Genomic DNA, 17,168 nt, shown 5'->3' with positions numbered 1-17,168 from the left:
ACGAGCGTGCGTCAGCGGGATTCGCGGCGTCCCCGTGCGATCGCGGCGTCGAGGTACCGACGCAGCGAGACCTCCCGCACGTGGTTCCACCCCGCGCGTACGCGCACCATCGTCACCCCGCGCGCACGCATCGCCAGCGCGACATCGTGAGTTAAGCGCACCCGACCATCGACCGGGCGCCAGGTCATGCCAACATATTCGTCGAGCACCCTCGCCCCGTCGACCTTGTGAGATGCACCGGCCATGGCGACTCCATCCGAGCTCGCACGAGAACTGCATTACATCACCATGTATACATGGTGTGAACCATGACGACAAACGCACCCGACCGCCGCAGCAACACCGCAACCTCCCGCCCCACCGGGTGAACCCGTCGCCCGGTCCCGATTCGGAAGAGGATGACTGCCACATGCGCGATTACTTCGCCAGCGACGACGCGCTCTGCCCGACATGGTGCACCGGGGAGCACGAGCTGTCAGACGACCTCCGGCTGGCCCATCGCAGCCAAGCGATATCCGTACCCGCCGTCGAGCGCATCGACGACCCCGCGCACGGCACACCCCACGCGGCGACGGCGAACCTGATCGTCGGGCTCGAGAAGTCGTCCGCCGAGCTCTGGGTGTGGATCGGCCCCGAAGACGACGCGAGACGCGGCCTCACCCTGAGCGCGGAGAGCGCACACCGCTTGCACAGCGCACTGAGCGACATCCTGCGCCTCGCTCGCACCGGGCGCGAGCGGGGCGCGACAGGGCCCGCCGACGAGTAGTCGCGGTCCCGCCCGATCACCGCGATCACGCAGCCATGTACCATGTAAACATGGTGCCGCCATGAGTTGGCGGCCCAGCGAGGGTCTCTGGACGTGGGAATCCAGGGGCGCGTTGCGTTCTCCGTGGGGCGCGACGCCTGGCTCCCCTCTGTGCGCTTTCACCCCCTCGCATCACGGAGGGGAGCCAGCACATCCTTCGTGGACGGCGGCGCGGATGCATCCGGTCGATTCCAGCCGCTTCCCGCAGTTTCCTCATTCGAGCAAATGGTTCAGAGTTGATCCATGACCATGACCGTCAGCGAGCAGTGGACCACGTACTGCCGGATGCTGGGAGAGAACCTCTCGACGGCGCGCGCGACGCTCAGCCTGAGCCAGGAACAGGTCGCTCGCGCGGCGGGCCTGGCGACGTTCACGTACCAGAAGCTCGAGAAGGGCGAGTCGAATCCGGGCAGCCCGGCGAACCCGCGACTGCACACTCTCGTCTCGCTCGCCCTGGTGCTGAACCTGGATCTCGCGACGATGCTCCCGTCCGCTGAGCTCGCGAAGGCGTGAGCACCAGTATCTCCGTCCGACTCACACGGATGAGGCGGCCGGCCGCCTCCATCCACTGACAGCATGCCCGCACGCCGCGTCCCGCCGACCGCGGCGATGCTCGATCTCGCGTCCGATTGCGAGGCCGAGCTGCTCGACGGCTGGCTCGTGCTCTACAGCGGACGCCCCTGGCGACTCTCCACGCCGCGCGGCTTCACGCGGCTCATCTCGCTCGTCGACCTCGTCGGACGCAAGATGCGCGACCGCACCGAGCGGTATCGCGACGACCACGCGGATGCAGGGACCGCCATCGCGCTCCCCGGTCGTCGCCTCCGCGCCCGCCCCTCCTGGGGAGCCGTCGCTTCCACGATCGTGCCCGCCGCGTACATCGCGCTCGGGCTCGTGTCGATGGTCCTCGACGCGTTCTGAGGGATGCGGTCTCATCCTTGTTCTGAGTCGTATCTTTGTACTATACATGACACGTTCAGTGCGATAGAATACGAACATGTCTTCTAAAGAGTATCGCCCCGTCGGTTTCTCCGACGCGGATGCGGCGACACTCGCCGAGATCGCCGCGGCGGTCGAGAAGACTCAGGCCGATCTCGCCGCCCTCCAGGCGCGCATGACCCGCGAGCTCGCGCGGGCAGAAGAGCTGGCCTGCCGCCAGTCCTCCGGCGCGACGCGCAGCGCCGCCGCCAGCGACATGGCGCACCGCGCCATCGCCTCCGAACTCGCCACCCCGCTTCGCATCGCCGACCGCACCATGCAGCGGCGCATGACGCAGGCCGCCGAGATCGCGCACGAGTATCCCGCCACGCTCGACTCGCTCGCCGCCGGCCGCATCACCATGGGCCACGTCCACGCCATCACCGACGCGGGCGCACATCTCCCCCACGAGGCGCGCGCCGAGTTCGAGGCGGCTGCGCTCCGCAAGAGCGAGAACGACACCGTGGGTCGCGTGCGCCCCGCCCTGCGCATGCTCGCCGAGCGCCTCCACCCGCGCACGCTCACCGAGCGTCACCTCGACGCGCGCGAAACGCGAAGCGTCACCCTCGACCCGCTCGACGACGGCATGTGCGAGCTCACGGCCACTCTCCCCCTCATCCTCGGCGAGGGCATCCATAACCGGCTCACCCAGCAGGGCGTGGCCCTCCAAGACGAACGGATGCGGGCGACCGACCGCCTGCGCGAGGCCCGCGCGGCGAGCCTGCCGGCATCCGAGGCCGACGAGAGCCTCGCTTCCGACCGTCGCACGATCGACCAGCTGCGCGCCGACATCTTCGCCGACATGCTCCTCACCGCCCAGCCGAGCGCCGACCCCACGCGCACCGACGACCACCCCGGCGCGCTCGGCGCTATCCGCGCACACGTGCAGGTCGTCGTGCCGGTGCTCGCGATCGCGGGCACGCACGAGTACCCCGTCGATCTCGCCGGTCGCAGCCCCATCGACGCCGAGACCGCCCGACAGCTGGTCGGCGCCGAGTCCGGCTGGGATCGCATCCTGACCCACCCCGTCAGTGGCGAGATCCTCGCGACCGACCGCTACCAGCCCACCCCAGACCTCCGGCGCCGGCTGCGCGCCCGCGACGCGCACTGCCGTTTTCCCGGATGCCGGGTGCCGGCCCTCCGGTGCGAGCACGACCACACCGTCGACTTCGCCCTCGGCGGCAAGACCCGGATCGACAACCTCGCCGGGCTGTGCCAGCGGCACCATTCGATGAAGCAGTTCACCGCGTGGAAGGTCACGCAGATCGGTGACGGAATCCTCGCCTGGACCTCGCCGCTCGGTCGCCCCTACCTCGACCATCCGCCCGCGCCCACGGTGCATTTCGTACCGGATGAGATCCCGCTCGGCGTCCCCTCGCGCTACGACGATGACGACGACCCGCCTCCCTGGGAGAACTGCGCCTGACGGCCGGCGGCCGGCATCCGGGCTGTCGACCTTCGGCTTCTGACTTCCATCTCTCGGACATCGCGATCGCGTAGAACTGCTCAGTTCCCGCGCCATTCGCCGCCACGTTCCCCCGCAGACCCACCTCATCCATCGTCCCAGCCAGGCTTCCCCAGCACCTCCCCCGAAACCTTCCATCCAGCTTCCCGCCGACCGTCGCCCCACACCTGACACAACCTTCAGCAAGGCGTAAGGTTACGCGCATGGAGACCTTCCTGCTTCGCCTCGATCGCCTGGCGGGCGGCCGCATGGCCGGCTACCGCGTCGACCGCTCCGACGACCCCCGCGTGAGCCGGGCTTTCCGGGCGATCACGATCCTGCTCGTCGCCTGCTTCCTGCTCGGCATCGCGACCGTCGTCACGTCGGCCTGGCTCACCGCATCCGGCGAGAACGTCGGCTTCGCCGTCTGGATGCGGTGCCTCGTCGTCCTCGGCATCACCACGACCCTCTTCTACTTCCTGTGGCGGGCGCGCGCCGGCTGGTACTGGGCGATCCGTCGCCTGCAGCTGTTCAGCCGGATCTTCCCGATCGTGGCTCTCGTCCTCGCGGCGATCCCGGGGCTGTACCCGTGGTGGGTCATCAGCGAGCAGATCGTGTTCGCCATCCTGCTGATCGGCGTCTCCGACTACCTGCAGTCCGACTACCTCCGCGCCGCCTACCCGAAGCCCGCGCGCCCCTAGCCCAACGGCGGCCCGGCTCGTTGACTGTGGCGCTCGCGCTCCGGCAATGGCATGGTCATCTCATAGCGCCTGACCCGAGGAGCAGCAATGCCGTTGTTCGAGATGGAGGCGAGCCCGAAGGGCCGCACGCGGGTCTTTCTGCGCGCGCAGCTCCCCTTCGCCCTCGGCGTCATCTACATCGCCGGAGTCACGACCCTTGTCGAGCCCGCACGATGGGCCACATGGCCGATGATCGTCGGCGTCGTTCTCACCGTCGTCGCCACGGCCGGAGCCATCGCGGTGCCGTGGGAGCAGCTGCACCGCTCGTGGATGATCCTCCTCGCGGCGGTCGACATCATCGCCGTCGCCTTCTTCCGTGCGGAGATCGGCGCCGACGTCTCCGCCGTCACGATCCTGTCGCTGTTCCCGATCCTCTGGCTCGCCTACGGTTTCCCCTGGTACGGGATGATCGTCGGCGTCGTCGGCGGCGCGTTCATCACCTCGTTCCGCTTCTTCTACACCTCGGATTGGCCCGACACCGCGGTCGAGTGGGCCAACGTCGTCTCGTTCCCGATCCTCATCATCGGTGTCGCGATCATCGTGTTCGTCGCCGCGGTCAACCTGCGGCGAAACGGCGCGCGCCTCGCCGCCGCATCCCGCGCGCAGGCCGAAGCGCTGCGCGACGCGAGGGATGCCGAGGCGATCGCCCTCGGCATCCTCAACACCGTCAGCGCGGGCGTCGCCTTCTTTGACGCCGAGGGCCGACTCGATGTTGCGAACACCACCGCACGGCAGATGACCGTCGTCGCCGGCTTCCGCCTCGACATCCCGCCCTACAGCGGCGAGAATGCCTTCGCCGCCGACCGCGTGACCCGCATCCCCTCCGACGAGCAGATCATCCCCAGAGCCCTGCGCGGGGATGCGATCGAAGACCACCTCGAGTGGATCGGCCCGCCCGACTCGCAGATCGCCATCATCGCCTCGTCCGGCCAGGTACGCCGCGAAGACGGGGAGCTGCTGGGCACGGTCGTCGTCGCCTACGACGTCACCGAGCTCGCCGATGCGATCGAGGTGCGCGAGCAGTTCCTGCGCACGGTCTCGCATGAGCTGCGCACCCCCATCACGAGCATCACGGGCTTCCTCGACCTGATCGACGACGCCGTCGACCCCGCCGACACGAAGGTGCGCGGCTACATCGACATCGTCACCCGCAAGACCAACGACCTGCTCGACCGCGTGCGAGACCTGCTCGCCGCGAACGACAGCAATAAGGTCCTCGACTGGGCCGAGACCGACGCCGCACGCATCTCCCAGGCAGCCGCCGCACGCGTCGCCGCCCTCGCGGAGGCACAGGACGTGCGCATCGAGCTCACCGGACCTGAAGCCCTCCCCGTGCACGCCGACGAAGAGCATCTCACGATCGCCGTCGCCGAGCTGCTGACGAACGCCATCAAGTTCGGTGACACGGATGCGGCCGTCATCCTCCGCTACGGCGTCGTGAAAGATCGCGTGATGCTGGCCGTCACCAACAGCGGCCAGGGACTCACCCTGTCCGAACAACGCCGCGCCTTCGACCGCTTCTACCGTGCGCCCTACGCACGCGCCCAGGCGATCCAGGGGTTCGGGCTCGGCCTCACCAACGTGCGCGCGATCGTGGCTGCGCACGGCGGCCACATCCACATCGAGAGCGAGCCCGGCGTGCGCACGACGTTCACCCTCGACATCCCGCAGCACCCGTACTCCGTCAGCCACCCCTGAGCCGCGGCCCCGCCGCGCCGTCGCCTGCAGGCTGCCGGTGCCCGCGCCTTCGCCTGGCTCTGCCTGTGCCCGCGCCTGCCCCGTGTAGCCCCGCGGCCGGCCGCTGCCCCGCCTGCCCCGTGGCCTCGCGGCCCCGTCTGCCTGGATCCTGCCCCGCCTGCCTGGCTCTTGTCGGAGCCCGAACTCCTGCAGATCCGCCGCATCCCGCCGCCGAACCGGCCCGCACCCCGCGTTCTGCAGGAGTTCGGGCACGGCTCAGCCACATCCGACCCCACCGACCGCGGCCGCATACGCACCGGACGTGCTGGCTGAGTTGTGCACCCCACCCGAAACCCGCACCACCGCACTCGCCGCCCTCGCCCCACGGCACACGGTCCACGACCCGCCGCCTACTGCCCGCGACCCACAGCCCGCAGCCCACGACCCACGGCCCGCAGCCTGCCCGAACTCCTGCAAGCCGCCGCATCCCGCCGCCGAGCCGGCCCGCACCCCGCATTCTGCAGGAGTTCGGGCACGACTCAGCCGCATCCGGCCCCACCGACCGCACCCGCATCCGCACCGGACGTGCTGGCTGAGTTGTGCGCCCCACCCGAAGCACACCTCAGCGCGTACGGACGACGACCCCTGCGCCGCTCACGCGCCTGCGGCGCCGCTCTCCTTCGCCGCCCGACGGCGCCGGATCTCCGCCTCCAGGGCCGCCGCACGCTCCTCGCGCTCGAGGTCGGCGAGCTTGCTGCTCCGTCGTGCGCGTGTCGCGCGGACGCGGCGCGGGAGCGGGCGCTGCTTCTTCCTTCGACCAGCGGCGCGGGTCGCCGAAGCTCATGGCCTCGCGCCCACCGCTCCACTCGCGACCCAGCGTGAACCACAGGATGGAGCCGACGAGCGGCAGCAGCACGATGAAGAAGATCCACGCGACCTTCGGCAGGAACCGGATCTGATCGTCTCGGCGCGTGATGGCGTCGATGAGCGCGACCACCATGACGGCGAAGGTGAGCAGCACGAGGATCGGCATGCATCCAACGTGCCGCAGTGGGCCGCCGAGCGCAACGGTCGCGCACGCACTCCCCCTCCTCTTCGTCGGAGAAAGCGCGCATTGTCGGAGGATTCGGCACGGATCCTCCGACAAACGCGCGAATCTCCGACCGGCGGATGCGGGCAGCCCGCGCTCAGCTCGCAACGAGCCAGACGATGACGGCCGCGACCAGCAGCAGCGGCGAGATCCACGCCATCCAGCGGGTCGTCGGCAACGGCTCCCACCAGACCCGCAGCAGACTCACGACGAGGAGGAAGGCGGCCATGAACACGACCGCGAGGTGCACACGCATCACGGTGCCCACCACGATCAGGATGACGCCCCACACCTGCATCGCGAACAGCCGCCACAGCACGACGTGCGGCGGCCGGAAGCGGCGGCGTGGCGGTTCGGCCGTCACGTTCGGAGGGTGAGGGCGCGCGTGACACCGACCTCGTGGAAGAGACGCATGCTCACTTCGCGTCGAACGCGTCGACGAACACCTGCGGGAGCACGACGTTCGCGGGAGCCGCCTGGAAGAACGGCGCGATGTTCTCCGCCTTGTGGCCGGCGATGCCCGTACCGATCGGCGTGACGAGGAAAGTCGTTTCGGGATGCGCGTGCGCATAGTCGAGGAAGTCGACGATCTGCTCCAGCATCGTGTCGAAGCCGCTCATCGTGTCGATCGCGTAGGAGCGTCCTGTCGGGCCCGAGCCCACACCCCATTCGGCACCGAAGTTCTCGAAGGCGGCGCGCGCGGCACCCGCACCGTGGTGGCCGGCGGCGTTGCTGCCGAACACGAACACCTCGTCGTCGGCGAGCTGTGTCACGACCTCCGGCGTCCGCCTGGCGCGAAGCGCGGCCACGCGCTGCTCGTCCTTCTTCCCGCGTCGTGGTTCACGAGACGGGCCGAGCAGGAGGCCGAGCAGATCGTTGAACGCAGACATGCACCCAGTATTCAGCAGTGTCTGCGACGTCCGGCAGGATCGTCGGGTGGCACGCATCCATCACATCGAGATCTGGGTCGCCGATCTGCAGGAGGCACTAACGGAGTGGGCGTGGCTACTCACACGACTCGGTTCCACGCGGCAGAGCGAGTGGGCGAACGGTCAGTCCTGGTCGCTCGGCGAGGCATACGTGACGCTGACCACCTCGCCCGCGCTCTCCGACCCCGCTCACGACCGGCGACGCGCAGGGGTGAACCATCTCGCCTTCGCCGTCGACACCACCGACGAGGTCGACGCCATCATGGCGGATGCGGAGGCACACGGCTGGCGTCCGCTGTACCACGACCGTTATCCGCACGCCGGCGGTCCCGATCACTACGCGGGCTGGGTGGAGAACTCCGCGGGCTTCAAAGCGGAGATCGTCGCCGACCTCAATCCTGCTCCTGCTCCATGACGCGCGCGTGCGCGGTCTTCCCGCGCGCGACCTCCCGATCGTCGCGCCGCAGCACCCCCAAGAACTCGACGAACCGCGCCGCAAACGCGCGGAACGCGGCCGACATGCTCGCCGCGCGCGGCTCGGGCGCCTCGGCCTCCGCATTCGACATGAGGTTGAGTTCGCCGTCGGTGTCTCGGGGCGTCCGCGCGAACGCGACGCACAGCCGCGCGACACCCTCGGCATGCCCGTGCATGACGGAATGCGCCGCGCCTCCGATCTCCCACGTCGACGCGAACGGGATCTCACGCGCCGCGCGCTCGACCCACGCGCGCGGCACCACGTCGTCGTGCTCGCCGCGGATGACGAGCGTGTGAGCACGGATGTCGGCGAAGAGCTCCTCGATCGGGAACCGCATCATCTCCGGCAGCACCCGCAGAAACCATCGCGGCCCGCACAGCAGGTAGGCGCCCACCGCCAGCACCTTGATCTTGAGCGGTTCGTGCCACGTAGACCGCAGGAACCGCAGCGCGAGACGCGGGAGCCGTCGCGCGGCAGGGTCGACGACCGGGCCGATGAGCACGAGCGTCGAGATCTCCGGCCGCCGCCGCGCGACCTCGCTCACGATCTGCGTGCCCATCGAGTGCCCGACGAGCACGGGGTCCACGAGGGCGAGCTCGTCGAGCACCGCCTCCACCGCATCCGCGTACTGCGCGATCGACATGGCCGATTCCGGATGCGGCACACCGCCGAACCCAGGCAGGTCGAGAGCGTGCACCGCGCCGAACTCGTTCAGCTGCGGAGCCAGCCGCTCGAAGTAGGTCGCCGCGACGCCGATTCCGGCGACGAGCACGAAGGAGCGCTCCCCCTCCGCTCGGATGGAGGACACCCGCGTGTAGGCAGTGCCGCACGCGACGCGTCGCACGTCGACGACGGGCACGGATGCGGCGGTCACAGCGAGGATGCGAACATCGAGCCGACGAAGAGCAGCAGCGCGAATGCTGCCACCGCGTTGCCGACCATCACGAGGAAGGCGGACATCGTGAGTCCCGCGAACGCGCGCCGCCAGAAGGATGCCCCGACGGGCACCGTCGAGGCGTAGGAGAACGTGCCGACCGCGATGATCACGACCTCGATCGCCCCGACCCACCACGCCTGCAGCATCGCGACCTGCGGAGCGAAGACACCGACCGCGAAGTCGCCAGCCACCGCCGCGTACACGCTCACACCCAGCCACACGAGGTTCACGGCGACCAGGGACCACAGCCACATCCAGCGCTCCCGCGCCGCGAAGCCTGTGTCGCTCGGGTGAGAGGCGCCGTGCTCGGCGCGCTCGCGCACCGCATCCGCCGAACGCGCGCGGCGAGAGGACACCGACTGACGCCACTCGCAGTCCGGCTCGACACAGGAGTAGGTGACGGCGCTCATACCGACCGAGGCTATCGGGCCGAGCGGCGGGTACGGAGGCCTTGCACGAGCAGCACGATGGTCATCAGAAACGCGAACAGGGGCAGCCCCACCGCGCCGAGCGCCAGCAGTGTGCCGGCGGGATAATCCACGTTGCCCATCCGCCCGAGGCCCACGCCGCCACCGCCGGCGGTCACGTCGCCGGCCAGCAGGAACTGCCCGTCGTACGCGTCGAGCTGCGACGAACAGGTGACGGATGCGGCGGCACCGCCGGCGTCCGCGATGCTCTGCACAGGCGAGAATCCGACGCGGCGGGTCATCCACCACAGGGTGTCGTCCCACCCCGGCGACGGCACCGACCAGGTGCGCAGCGGGCTGCCGTCGGCCGTGTCGGCCCGGCACTCGACGAGTCCCAGCAGTGGCGCGGTTCCCGACGCCCACACTCCCGTGACGCCATCCGCTGGCAGCTCGACCGTTTCCCCCAGGGGCACCGGCTGCGCCGCCGCGACCGACTGCGACACCGGCACGACCCACAGTCCCCAGATGAGTGCGCTCGCCACGACGCACGCCACGACCAGCGCCCACAGGAGCTGCGCCCTGTGCCGCATCCGCATCCGCGACTCCTGCGCGTGAAACGCTGCGTCGACGGGCGGAGTGGTCACGCGTCGAGTGTACGGATCGCGCGGTGGCGGCGGGTGCGCCACCAGCGCAGCTGCCCGGTATGGGGACCATTCCCCATACCGGGCGCTCCACCCGGGCCCTAGTGTGAGGGCGGGGAGGTCTCCATGCCGCTGCTTCGCACCCGTCTGCGCGGATGGGCAGCTGCGGCTGCCGCGCTGACGGTCACGATCGGACTCGTGCCGCTCACGACGACGACCGCTGTCGCAGCCGACGACCCGCCGCCGGTCGTGTTCATCCTCGACGCGTCCGGATCGATGGTGCGAGACACCGCGACCGGCGTCAGTCGCATGGATGTGGCCAAGCAGGCCACCGCCGACACGATCCGCGCCCTGCCGCAGGGCACCGATGCGGCGCTCCTGGTGTTCGGTACCGGCACGGGCAACTCCGACGCCGAGCGCGCAGCCGGATGCAGCGACGTGAAGACCCTCGTGCCGCTGGGCCCGGCCGGCGACACCGCCTTCGCGAGCGCGATCGGGGGCATCGCCGCATCCGGGTTCACACCGATCGGCCCAGCCCTGCGTCAGGCGTTCGGGATGCTGCCGGCCGGCGAGAAGGGCACGATCGTGCTGATCTCCGACGGTGTCGACACCTGCTCGCCTCCCTCGTCCTGTCAGATCGCCTCCGAACTGCACAGAGACAACCCCCTCGTCTCCATCAACGTCGTCGGCTTCGCGGTCGATGACGACGAGGCGGCGCAGCAGCAGATGAGCTGCATCGGCGGAGTGGGCGGCGGCACCGCCGTGTCGGCGTCGGACCCCACCCAGCTCGTCGCTCGATTGCGCGCGGCCAGCGCGGCGTCCGCGGACAGCGGGCTCGGTGCACGCGGCTATCGCGGCGTGCAATTGGGGATGAGCCTCGACGAGGTGCGCTCCGTCGTCGACGGCGCCGCCGTCGGCGAACCGAAGACGATCAACGGCGTCGTGGTCATCGTGGTCGACTGCGGATGGGGCACGGTCGAGCTGCGCGGCGACCGCGTGTACGCGATCACCCCGAAGGACACCTCCACCACGACGGCCGAGGGGCTTGGACCCGAGGCAACGCTCGCTGACTTCGAAGCCGTCTACGGCCCGCCCGTCGCCGCCGACGGGCCCGGCCCCGACGACACCGTGCTCTACTCGGCCGCCCCCGGCAGTCGCGTCGGATATCGCGTCACGACCGAGCCCGCGAGCCAGAAGGTGCGTTTCGTGGTCGTATGCCGCTGCGTCGCATCCTCCGTCTTCGCCTCCGACGTGCCGAACTGGGAGATCGACTTCGACGGCGTCGGCCCGCTTCAACTGGGGATGACTCTGGAGGAGGCACAAGCCGCCGCCCCGTCGTTGAGCGCGGATGCGTCGTACAACGGCATGGACTACTGGACGATCCCCTCGGCCGGATTGCGCGCGTCGTTCTTCGAGGAAGCACTGGTCTCGATCACTGTGGCGCGCGACAGCGACGAGTACGGCACGTTCTTGACGACGGCCGGGATGCGGCTGCCGCACGCCCGTGGCATCCGCATGGGAGAGACCGCCGCGACGGTCGAGAACGTCTTCCCCGGAGGCACGTACCGCAGCTACCGCATCGCCGGAACGACCGACTACCTCATCGCCGACCGGACCGGACGGTTGATCACCTTCATCGCGGATCGCACCTCGTCGTCGCAGACGTCGATCCCCAGCTGTTCGCCCAGTCCCCGCTCTCCTCGGTCACGGTCGAGGACGCGGGGGTCACCCTCTCCTCGGCCCTGCGTCAGCAGCTCTGGGGCGGCTGATCAGCGGTAGCCGATCTCGTCGGTGAGCCGCGCCCGCGCCGTTTCCGCCGCATCCGCGAGCGCATCGTTCACGCCGCCGCCGGAGGCGTCAGCAAGCGAGGCGGCGTCCACCGCCACGGAGAGGACGACATTGCCCTCGAGTCGAAGGGCCACCAGACGGTCGCCGCCGTAGTCTCCGGATTCGACGACGCGCGCCGCGAGCGACGCATCGTCCTGACTCAGGACCTCGACCGTCGTGCTGCTGTACGGGGTCGCCGATGGGTCGCTGCCGAACATCCCGCTCGTGTACTGCGCGCAGGGCGCAGCGGAGTCGGCGTACGACGCGAAGTACTCCTCGGCCTCGACCCCCGTTGGAAACTGCAGCGTCGAGGCGCGTCCGCTTCCCCAGGCGGCACTCCGCAGACCGACGATCGCCCACTGCGCATCGAATGCCCACGGATCGCAGATGGCCGGGTCGGTCATCGCGCCCTCGCGCTCCCCGATCCCCCCGAACACGGCGTCGCGCTCGATCTGGTCGACGCCCGTGAACAGAGCACGGATGCGGTCGTCGTCGAGCGTCAGCCACGCGAGTTCATCGCCCACGTAGACCGGCGGCCCGGCGAGAGTGCGCTCCCCGGCAGGAGTCGGGGAGGATGCGGGCGCGTCACCCGCCGAGTCCGGCTGCGTCCCGGGAGCACCCGCGAACGCCACGACCGCCCATGCCCCGCCGGCGATCAGCACAATGCCCGAGCCAGCCGCGGCGATCCACCAGGCGGACTTCGACAAGCCGCGTCGCGGGGCGGGATGCGCAACCGGCGGCTCCGGCCTCGACGCACGAGCCGCCGTCGGTGCGGCAGCGGCGCCCGGCGTCCGCGCGGCGGAGGGTCGGGGCGTCTGCGCGGCGGAAGCGACGGGGACGATGTGCGGCTGCGCGTGCGCCTCCGACTGCGCCTGGGCCTGGGCGTGGGCGGCAGCCGCCTCGCGCGCCCACGCGGCGAGTCCCGGGTAGCAGTTCGGGTGCGCACCAATCGCTGCCGCGAACTCGGGGTGACGCCGCGCGATGTCGGCGAGGGTCGCCGCATCCGTCGCGGGATCGTGGACGGCGGCCCAGGCCTGCTCTCGTTCGCTGCTCATCGACACCCCCGCGCCTAGTGGATCAGACCTAGCGCCACCGCGTAGACGAGGAGGAGGACGAGTCCGAGCCCGATCGAACTGTATCCGATGACCAGCCCGGCGATCGCGAGACCGCGGCCCTCTTCGCCCGTGCGACGGATCTGCCCCAGCGCGGTGTGCCCGAAGACGATACCGAGGATCGAGAACACGAATGCGAAGACGATCGCGAGGACCGCCATCGTGTTCGTCCGCGGATAGGAGGGTGCGCCGGCCGCCGGATACGACGCGCCGACACCCTCGCGCGCCTGCTCCCGTTCCCGCATGCGCCGCTCCGAGCCGCGGCTCCACGCGCGCGCCATTCCCACGATGGCGAGGGGCAGGCCGACTGAACCAAGCAAAAGCAGCCCGATATACATCAACAGGTTGAAAGCCGACTCCGAGGCCGACTCCGACGCAGAGAACGGGCCCGTGCCGCTACGGATTTGGATCCACAGCGAGAACTGCAACGACCCGATCACGTAGCTGAGGACGGCGGGCAAGACGAGAACGAACGGGATGACAGCGTACCCGGCGCCGCGCAGCGGGCGGGCGATGGCCCAGCAGAGGAACGTCAGAAGGGCAACCAGCCCAACCACCACCACGTAGAACATTCCCAGCACCCACGGGCTCATGGCGAGGCCGACGGATGCGACGGCGGCGAGAAGTCCGAAGACTGCCGCTCCGATCTTGCGGCCGACCGTCGGAGCAGCGATGAGTGCGACGACGGCAACCGCCAGCGGCCCCAACGGACGGAGCCACCACAGTCCGGGGCCGTACCCACCGTCGGGCGATAGGAGTTCGACGACAGAGGTCACGAGTTGCACCGCGGCGAGAATGAGCAGCGCCACGGTCCATGCCAGGCGGTGGCCCCCGGCGGTCGGGGCGACATCCTGACCCGGCTGCGCCGATGCGGGTTCGGAGGCCGCAGCGGACGACCCCGCCTGCGCCGCCCACGCCCGCAGCTCGGCATAGGCGTTCGGATGCCGGCCGATCTGTGCGGCGAACTCCGGGTGGGCCGCGGCGATGCGCGCGAGCGTCGCCGCATCCGTCGCGGGATCGTGCAGAGCCCGCCACGCGGCTTCCCGCGTCGCGGCGGTGGCCGGCACCCCGGTCACGGCCGCCGCCTCAGCTGGACGGTCCAGTCGCCGAAGGTGACCGTCGTGTCGCCGGCGACCAGCGTGGCGACGCCGGGAACCAGCGACGTCTCGCCGTCGGGCCGGGTGATCGTCGTGCCGTTCGTCGAATGGAGGTCGGTGACCTCGATGCCGGCAGCGGTGGCGACGATGCTCGCGTGGGTCTTCGACATCGACTTCGTCGCCTCGTCCACGGGAACCAGGAGTGCGCCGGGACGGTCGTCGGGTGCCACCGGCGAGCGCCCCACGTACACGGCCCCGGCGACGGGCAGCTGGCGTCCGTCCGGCAGCAGCATCACCCATCCAGACGCGGAGGTCGCGACCCGCGTCTCGTCCAGCGAGGTCACCGGGGCGGGCGGAGGGACGAACGCGGCGGCCGGCGCCGGAGCCGCAGGAGGCGGCGGCGCTGCCCAGGCGGGAGGGGCCGACACCGGGGCGGGCGGGGCGGGCGGCACCGCCCACGCGGACTCGGCGGCCGCCGGCGCGGGCGGGGGCGGGGGCGTGAAAACCGGAGCGGCCGGCGGCGGGGGCGGAACCGGAAGCGCAGACGCGGCGGGCGGGGGCGGCACGGGCGGAGCCGCCGCAGTGGGCGGAGGCCCGTACGCCGGCGCCGGCTGCGGCGCGATCGACACCGGAGCAACGTGCGACGCCGTTCCGGGGACGTCGAAGCGGGCTCCATCGGGCTTGGACTCCTGAGCCAGCAGCACCAGCAGCAGGATCCCGCCGACGATGGGGATGAAACCCACGAAGTAGTAGGCACCCGAGTACCCGGCGTCGTGCAGGCGCCGCACCGTCGCCGCGAGGATCGGCACGAGGGTGGCCAGCCCGTAGAGCACGGCGACGAACAGCAGGAACGTCGACACCCCCATCGTGCTGTACGAGAACGCGGTGATGCTGGCGAACACGTAGAGCACCACGAACGGCACCACGCTCGCGAGATATCCGAACCAGTACTCGGACCGGCTGGCGCGACCGGTGAAGGTCAGTCCCTTCTTCCAGAAGCGCCCGAACGCCGCAGCGAACGGCGCGCCGGGATACGGCTGTCCGAGCGGCGGCTCGCCGCCGGGGTGTGACAGGGTCATTCGGGTTCCTCCTGTGGTCGGTGCGGGTTCAGGCTCGCGTGCTGATGGAGAGGTTCACTGCGTCACCTCGGCGATGAGCGCGGCGAGGAGGCGGGCGGTGTCTTCCCGCGCGGCCTCGCCGAGCGCTTCGAGCACGCTCGACGAACTCGCCGCGAGATCCGCGCGATCCTCATGGAACCGGATGCCCGCGACTGACTCGTCACCGATGAAGGCGGTGAGCTCGACCTCGCCGTGATCGGCTGCACGACGCGCTGCCTCTACGAGCGAGCACACGATGGTGGTGTCGCCGATCAGGTACTCGACCACCGCCCCGTGCAGTACTGCGACGAGTGCCGCATCGGGAGCGACCAGCACGAGCGCGGGAGCGAGATCGTTCTGAGGCGATGTCAGGCTCAGCCACGCCCGCGCCTCGCCCGCCAGATCGGTGAGCAGCGTCGAGACGGCCAGCTTGAACGGCGCTTCAGGGTCATCCGCCTCCTCCAGCGATCGCGTCATCTCGGCCAGGGACGCCGCGAAGTCCGGTGGCGCGGCGATGCTGTAAGCGCGAAGCGCGGCGACACCCTGGGTGCCCGCACCCAGCAGCGGGAGAGACTCCACCGGAAGCAGCAGTGCTTGCTCGGCCTGTATCTGATTCATCGTCGCTTTCCTCAGTAGAGCTTGATGCCCATGTCATAGAGCCACTTCGCGGGCTTCTCCAGCACGGTCTCGGCCGCTCGGTTCAGCCAGGGAGCCTTGCGCTCGACGTTGTCGTTGCCGAGGTTCACGAAGCCCTGCAGACCGGAGTATCGATCGCCGAGGTTCTCCCCGGGATGGTGTTCCTGCATCCACGTCATGTGCTCGTCCCTGGCGGCGTCGTCCAGCGGGATCAAGAAGCCCGTCATGTCTCTCAGACCGCTCCACACCTGGGAGAGGCCGGGAGGGAGAACGCTGCTGCCGGCATCGGCGGCAGCGAGCATCGCCCCCGAATAGTCGCGACTGTTCCATGCCTCGGCGAAACGCGCCCCCGCGTCGCCCAGCCCGATGCCCTTGAGCGCACTGCTCACGTAGGAACCGTGCGGGAAGACCTTCCAAGGATCGAACGGCGGCTTCGTCCCCGCGAAGTAATCGATCGCGAGCCCAGCGAAGTCGACTCGCTCGCTGACCCATCCGCTTCCGTCGACCAGAACATCGTCGACGAGCCACCGCAGCAGATCAGGAAGTCTCCCGCCGGAGGTCGACCCCCCGCCGGCCGCTCCGCCGCCCCCGCCGGAGCTCGAGCCGACCGAGCTGGTCTTCTCCTGTTCGTCGGCGTTGCGACGCAGCGCGGCTGCCGCGTCGCGCAGTCGGTCGGCGGCGTTGTGGACCGCGCGGCTGTGCGACGAGTCCCACTCGTGGCGGAAGCGCACCGCGACGGGCCCGACCCACGCGCTCACCTGGATCGCGTTGCCGACCGTCATCCGATCCTGGTCGAGCTGTGCCGCCTTCTGCTCGAACTGCTGCGCGAGCTGCCGGAGTCCTTGGACATCCGCTCCGTACATCACCATCGCCGGTCTCCTTCGCCGTCGGTGCGTCCGCCGTCGGGGAGGGCTTCGCATCGCGACGCCCTCCCCGCGCGCGTCACGAGTTGGACGTCTGCTCCTGCGCGTTGGCGTTCTGCGTCGCCTTCTGCGCGGCGTCGCGCAGCGCCTGAGAGACCTGCCGCAGCGAGGAGGTGTACTGCCCGCTCCAGTCGTTGCGGAACTGGGTCGCGTCGGGCCCTTCCCACTGCGTCGAGTTGAGGGTGCTGGTGAGCGTCGACAGGATGCTGTCGATGTCGCCCGCCTTCTGGTTGAGCTGCGTGCTCAGCTGCCGGACCTGTTCGACGTCGAGTCCCCAAACGGCCATGATCTACCCCATTTCTTTCGGTGTTCCGGCCCACCTTCGGGACCGGCTGCTCGCCTCGTGCCGGGCG

General features: G+C 70.0%; 21 protein-coding genes. 8 read left to right on the top strand and 13 right to left on the bottom strand.

The annotated features are described in order from the left end of the window. Nucleotides 1-11: 11 nt before the first annotated feature. Nucleotides 12-188, bottom strand: coding sequence for a hypothetical protein (locus AC1VNH_RS14075; protein WP_483112095.1), 177 nt, complete (start codon nt 186-188; stop codon nt 12-14). Between the two features lie 221 nt (nt 189-409). Between AC1VNH_RS14075 and AC1VNH_RS14070 the strand changes: the two genes are divergently transcribed. From AC1VNH_RS14070 to AC1VNH_RS14045, 6 genes are all read left to right on the top strand, one after another. After that, entirely contained in the window at nt 410-766 is a 357-nt protein-coding gene (locus tag AC1VNH_RS14070; protein WP_483112093.1) for a hypothetical protein, read from the top strand. Between the two features lie 282 nt (nt 767-1,048). After that, nucleotides 1,049-1,318, top strand: a complete 270-nt coding sequence (locus AC1VNH_RS14065) for a helix-turn-helix domain-containing protein (protein ID WP_483112092.1) — start codon at nt 1,049-1,051, stop codon at nt 1,316-1,318. 63 nt (nt 1,319-1,381) lie between these two features. After that, nucleotides 1,382-1,726: a hypothetical protein gene (locus AC1VNH_RS14060; RefSeq protein ID WP_483112090.1), complete on the top strand. Its 345-nt coding sequence runs from the start codon at nt 1,382-1,384 to the stop codon at nt 1,724-1,726. 76 nt (nt 1,727-1,802) lie between these two features. Next, nucleotides 1,803-3,209, top strand: a complete 1,407-nt coding sequence (locus AC1VNH_RS14055; RefSeq protein ID WP_483112088.1) for an HNH endonuclease signature motif containing protein — start codon at nt 1,803-1,805, stop codon at nt 3,207-3,209. A gap of 242 nt (nt 3,210-3,451) precedes the next feature. Next, the gene (locus AC1VNH_RS14050; protein WP_483112086.1) at nt 3,452-3,928 is read left to right on the top strand and encodes a hypothetical protein; all 477 of its coding nucleotides are present in this window, start codon (nt 3,452-3,454) and stop codon (nt 3,926-3,928) included. Between the two features lie 87 nt (nt 3,929-4,015). Further along, nucleotides 4,016-5,665 (top strand): sensor histidine kinase, encoded by a 1,650-nt coding sequence (locus AC1VNH_RS14045; RefSeq protein WP_483112084.1) that lies wholly within the window; start codon nt 4,016-4,018, stop codon nt 5,663-5,665. A gap of 601 nt (nt 5,666-6,266) precedes the next feature. Here AC1VNH_RS14045 and AC1VNH_RS14040 read toward each other — a convergent pair. The 3 genes from AC1VNH_RS14040 to AC1VNH_RS14030 all read right to left on the bottom strand — a co-directional run bounded on the left by AC1VNH_RS14040 (nt 6,267) and on the right by AC1VNH_RS14030 (nt 7,624). Beyond that, entirely contained in the window at nt 6,267-6,677 is a 411-nt protein-coding gene (locus AC1VNH_RS14040) for a PLD nuclease N-terminal domain-containing protein (RefSeq protein ID WP_483112082.1), read from the bottom strand. A gap of 154 nt (nt 6,678-6,831) precedes the next feature. Next, nucleotides 6,832-7,098: a hypothetical protein gene (locus AC1VNH_RS14035; RefSeq protein WP_483112081.1), complete on the bottom strand. Its 267-nt coding sequence runs from the start codon at nt 7,096-7,098 to the stop codon at nt 6,832-6,834. A 52-nt stretch (nt 7,099-7,150) separates the two neighbouring features. Beyond that, nucleotides 7,151-7,624: an A1S_2505 family phage non-structural protein gene (locus AC1VNH_RS14030; protein ID WP_483112079.1), complete on the bottom strand. Its 474-nt coding sequence runs from the start codon at nt 7,622-7,624 to the stop codon at nt 7,151-7,153. A gap of 46 nt (nt 7,625-7,670) precedes the next feature. On the opposite strand from AC1VNH_RS14030, the gene AC1VNH_RS14025 reads away from it, so the two are divergent. Next, complete coding sequence (locus AC1VNH_RS14025) at nt 7,671-8,078, top strand: VOC family protein (protein ID WP_483112078.1); 408 nt, start codon at nt 7,671-7,673, stop codon at nt 8,076-8,078. On the opposite strand, the gene AC1VNH_RS14020 is transcribed toward AC1VNH_RS14025, so the two are convergent. From AC1VNH_RS14020 to AC1VNH_RS14010, 3 genes are read right to left on the bottom strand one after another with little or no spacing between them, the layout of a single operon-like run. After that, nucleotides 8,056-9,012, bottom strand: a complete 957-nt coding sequence (locus tag AC1VNH_RS14020) for an alpha/beta fold hydrolase (RefSeq protein WP_483112077.1) — start codon at nt 9,010-9,012, stop codon at nt 8,056-8,058. The genes AC1VNH_RS14025 and AC1VNH_RS14020 overlap by 23 nt on opposite strands. Further along, nucleotides 9,009-9,485 (bottom strand): hypothetical protein, encoded by a 477-nt coding sequence (locus AC1VNH_RS14015; protein ID WP_483112076.1) that lies wholly within the window; start codon nt 9,483-9,485, stop codon nt 9,009-9,011. The genes AC1VNH_RS14020 and AC1VNH_RS14015 overlap by 4 nt, the downstream gene beginning before the upstream one ends. Nucleotides 9,486-9,496: 11 nt before the next feature. Continuing rightward, complete coding sequence (locus AC1VNH_RS14010; RefSeq protein WP_483112075.1) at nt 9,497-10,126, bottom strand: hypothetical protein; 630 nt, start codon at nt 10,124-10,126, stop codon at nt 9,497-9,499. A gap of 123 nt (nt 10,127-10,249) precedes the next feature. Here AC1VNH_RS14010 and AC1VNH_RS14005 point away from each other — a divergent pair, with 123 nt between their 5' ends. After that, nucleotides 10,250-11,902: a VWA domain-containing protein gene (locus tag AC1VNH_RS14005; protein WP_483112074.1), complete on the top strand. Its 1,653-nt coding sequence runs from the start codon at nt 10,250-10,252 to the stop codon at nt 11,900-11,902. On the opposite strand, the gene AC1VNH_RS14000 is transcribed toward AC1VNH_RS14005, so the two are convergent. The 6 genes from AC1VNH_RS14000 to AC1VNH_RS13975 all read right to left on the bottom strand — a co-directional run bounded on the left by AC1VNH_RS14000 (nt 11,893) and on the right by AC1VNH_RS13975 (nt 17,101). Next, the gene (locus AC1VNH_RS14000; RefSeq protein ID WP_483112073.1) at nt 11,893-13,005 is read right to left on the bottom strand and encodes a variant leucine-rich repeat-containing protein; all 1,113 of its coding nucleotides are present in this window, start codon (nt 13,003-13,005) and stop codon (nt 11,893-11,895) included. The two genes, AC1VNH_RS14005 and AC1VNH_RS14000, sit on opposite strands and share 10 nt — an antisense overlap. Nucleotides 13,006-13,019: 14 nt before the next feature. Continuing rightward, nucleotides 13,020-14,138 carry a DUF4190 domain-containing protein gene (locus AC1VNH_RS13995; RefSeq protein WP_483112072.1) on the bottom strand — a complete coding sequence of 373 codons (1,119 nt, stop codon included), beginning with the start codon at nt 14,136-14,138 and terminating at the stop codon, nt 13,020-13,022. Next, complete coding sequence (locus AC1VNH_RS13990) at nt 14,135-15,238, bottom strand: DUF805 domain-containing protein (protein ID WP_483112071.1); 1,104 nt, start codon at nt 15,236-15,238, stop codon at nt 14,135-14,137. Before AC1VNH_RS13990 ends, AC1VNH_RS13995 begins: the two co-directional genes overlap by 4 nt. 54 nt (nt 15,239-15,292) lie before the next feature. Then, a complete protein-coding gene (locus AC1VNH_RS13985) occupies nt 15,293-15,874 on the bottom strand; it encodes a hypothetical protein (RefSeq protein ID WP_483112070.1) in 582 nt (193 codons plus the stop codon). Between the two features lie 11 nt (nt 15,875-15,885). After that, the gene (locus AC1VNH_RS13980; RefSeq protein ID WP_483112069.1) at nt 15,886-16,761 is read right to left on the bottom strand and encodes a hypothetical protein; all 876 of its coding nucleotides are present in this window, start codon (nt 16,759-16,761) and stop codon (nt 15,886-15,888) included. Nucleotides 16,762-16,834: 73 nt separating this feature from the next. Further along, the gene (locus tag AC1VNH_RS13975) at nt 16,835-17,101 is read right to left on the bottom strand and encodes a WXG100 family type VII secretion target (protein ID WP_483112068.1); all 267 of its coding nucleotides are present in this window, start codon (nt 17,099-17,101) and stop codon (nt 16,835-16,837) included. Nucleotides 17,102-17,168: the final 67 nt, after the last annotated feature.

Source organism: Microbacterium sp. KU4F, from assembly GCF_056868075.1.
The sequence above is the reverse complement of the archived record's forward strand: the minus strand, read 5'-3'. Positions and strand labels throughout refer to the sequence as shown.

Excerpts from the sequence above, each read along its gene's own strand:
- AC1VNH_RS14075 (WP_483112095.1), bottom strand. The coding sequence starts at position 188 with ATGACCTGGCGCCCGGTCGATGGTCGGGTGCGCTTAACTCACGATGTC.
- AC1VNH_RS14070 (WP_483112093.1), top strand. The coding sequence starts at position 410 with ATGCGCGATTACTTCGCCAGCGACGACGCGCTCTGCCCGACATGGTGC.
- AC1VNH_RS14065 (WP_483112092.1), top strand. The coding sequence starts at position 1,049 with ATGACCATGACCGTCAGCGAGCAGTGGACCACGTACTGCCGGATGCTG.
- AC1VNH_RS14060 (WP_483112090.1), top strand. The coding sequence starts at position 1,382 with ATGCCCGCACGCCGCGTCCCGCCGACCGCGGCGATGCTCGATCTCGCG.
- AC1VNH_RS14055 (WP_483112088.1), top strand. The coding sequence starts at position 1,803 with ATGTCTTCTAAAGAGTATCGCCCCGTCGGTTTCTCCGACGCGGATGCG.
- AC1VNH_RS14050 (WP_483112086.1), top strand. The coding sequence starts at position 3,452 with ATGGAGACCTTCCTGCTTCGCCTCGATCGCCTGGCGGGCGGCCGCATG.
- AC1VNH_RS14045 (WP_483112084.1), top strand. The coding sequence starts at position 4,016 with ATGCCGTTGTTCGAGATGGAGGCGAGCCCGAAGGGCCGCACGCGGGTC.
- AC1VNH_RS14040 (WP_483112082.1), bottom strand. The coding sequence starts at position 6,677 with ATGCCGATCCTCGTGCTGCTCACCTTCGCCGTCATGGTGGTCGCGCTC.
- AC1VNH_RS14030 (WP_483112079.1), bottom strand. The coding sequence starts at position 7,624 with ATGTCTGCGTTCAACGATCTGCTCGGCCTCCTGCTCGGCCCGTCTCGT.
- AC1VNH_RS14015 (WP_483112076.1), bottom strand. The coding sequence starts at position 9,485 with ATGAGCGCCGTCACCTACTCCTGTGTCGAGCCGGACTGCGAGTGGCGT.
- AC1VNH_RS14005 (WP_483112074.1), top strand. The coding sequence starts at position 10,250 with ATGCCGCTGCTTCGCACCCGTCTGCGCGGATGGGCAGCTGCGGCTGCC.
- AC1VNH_RS14000 (WP_483112073.1), bottom strand. The coding sequence starts at position 13,005 with ATGAGCAGCGAACGAGAGCAGGCCTGGGCCGCCGTCCACGATCCCGCG.
- AC1VNH_RS13990 (WP_483112071.1), bottom strand. The coding sequence starts at position 15,238 with ATGACCCTGTCACACCCCGGCGGCGAGCCGCCGCTCGGACAGCCGTAT.
- AC1VNH_RS13985 (WP_483112070.1), bottom strand. The coding sequence starts at position 15,874 with ATGAATCAGATACAGGCCGAGCAAGCACTGCTGCTTCCGGTGGAGTCT.
- AC1VNH_RS13980 (WP_483112069.1), bottom strand. The coding sequence starts at position 16,761 with ATGGTGATGTACGGAGCGGATGTCCAAGGACTCCGGCAGCTCGCGCAG.
- AC1VNH_RS13975 (WP_483112068.1), bottom strand. The coding sequence starts at position 17,101 with ATGGCCGTTTGGGGACTCGACGTCGAACAGGTCCGGCAGCTGAGCACG.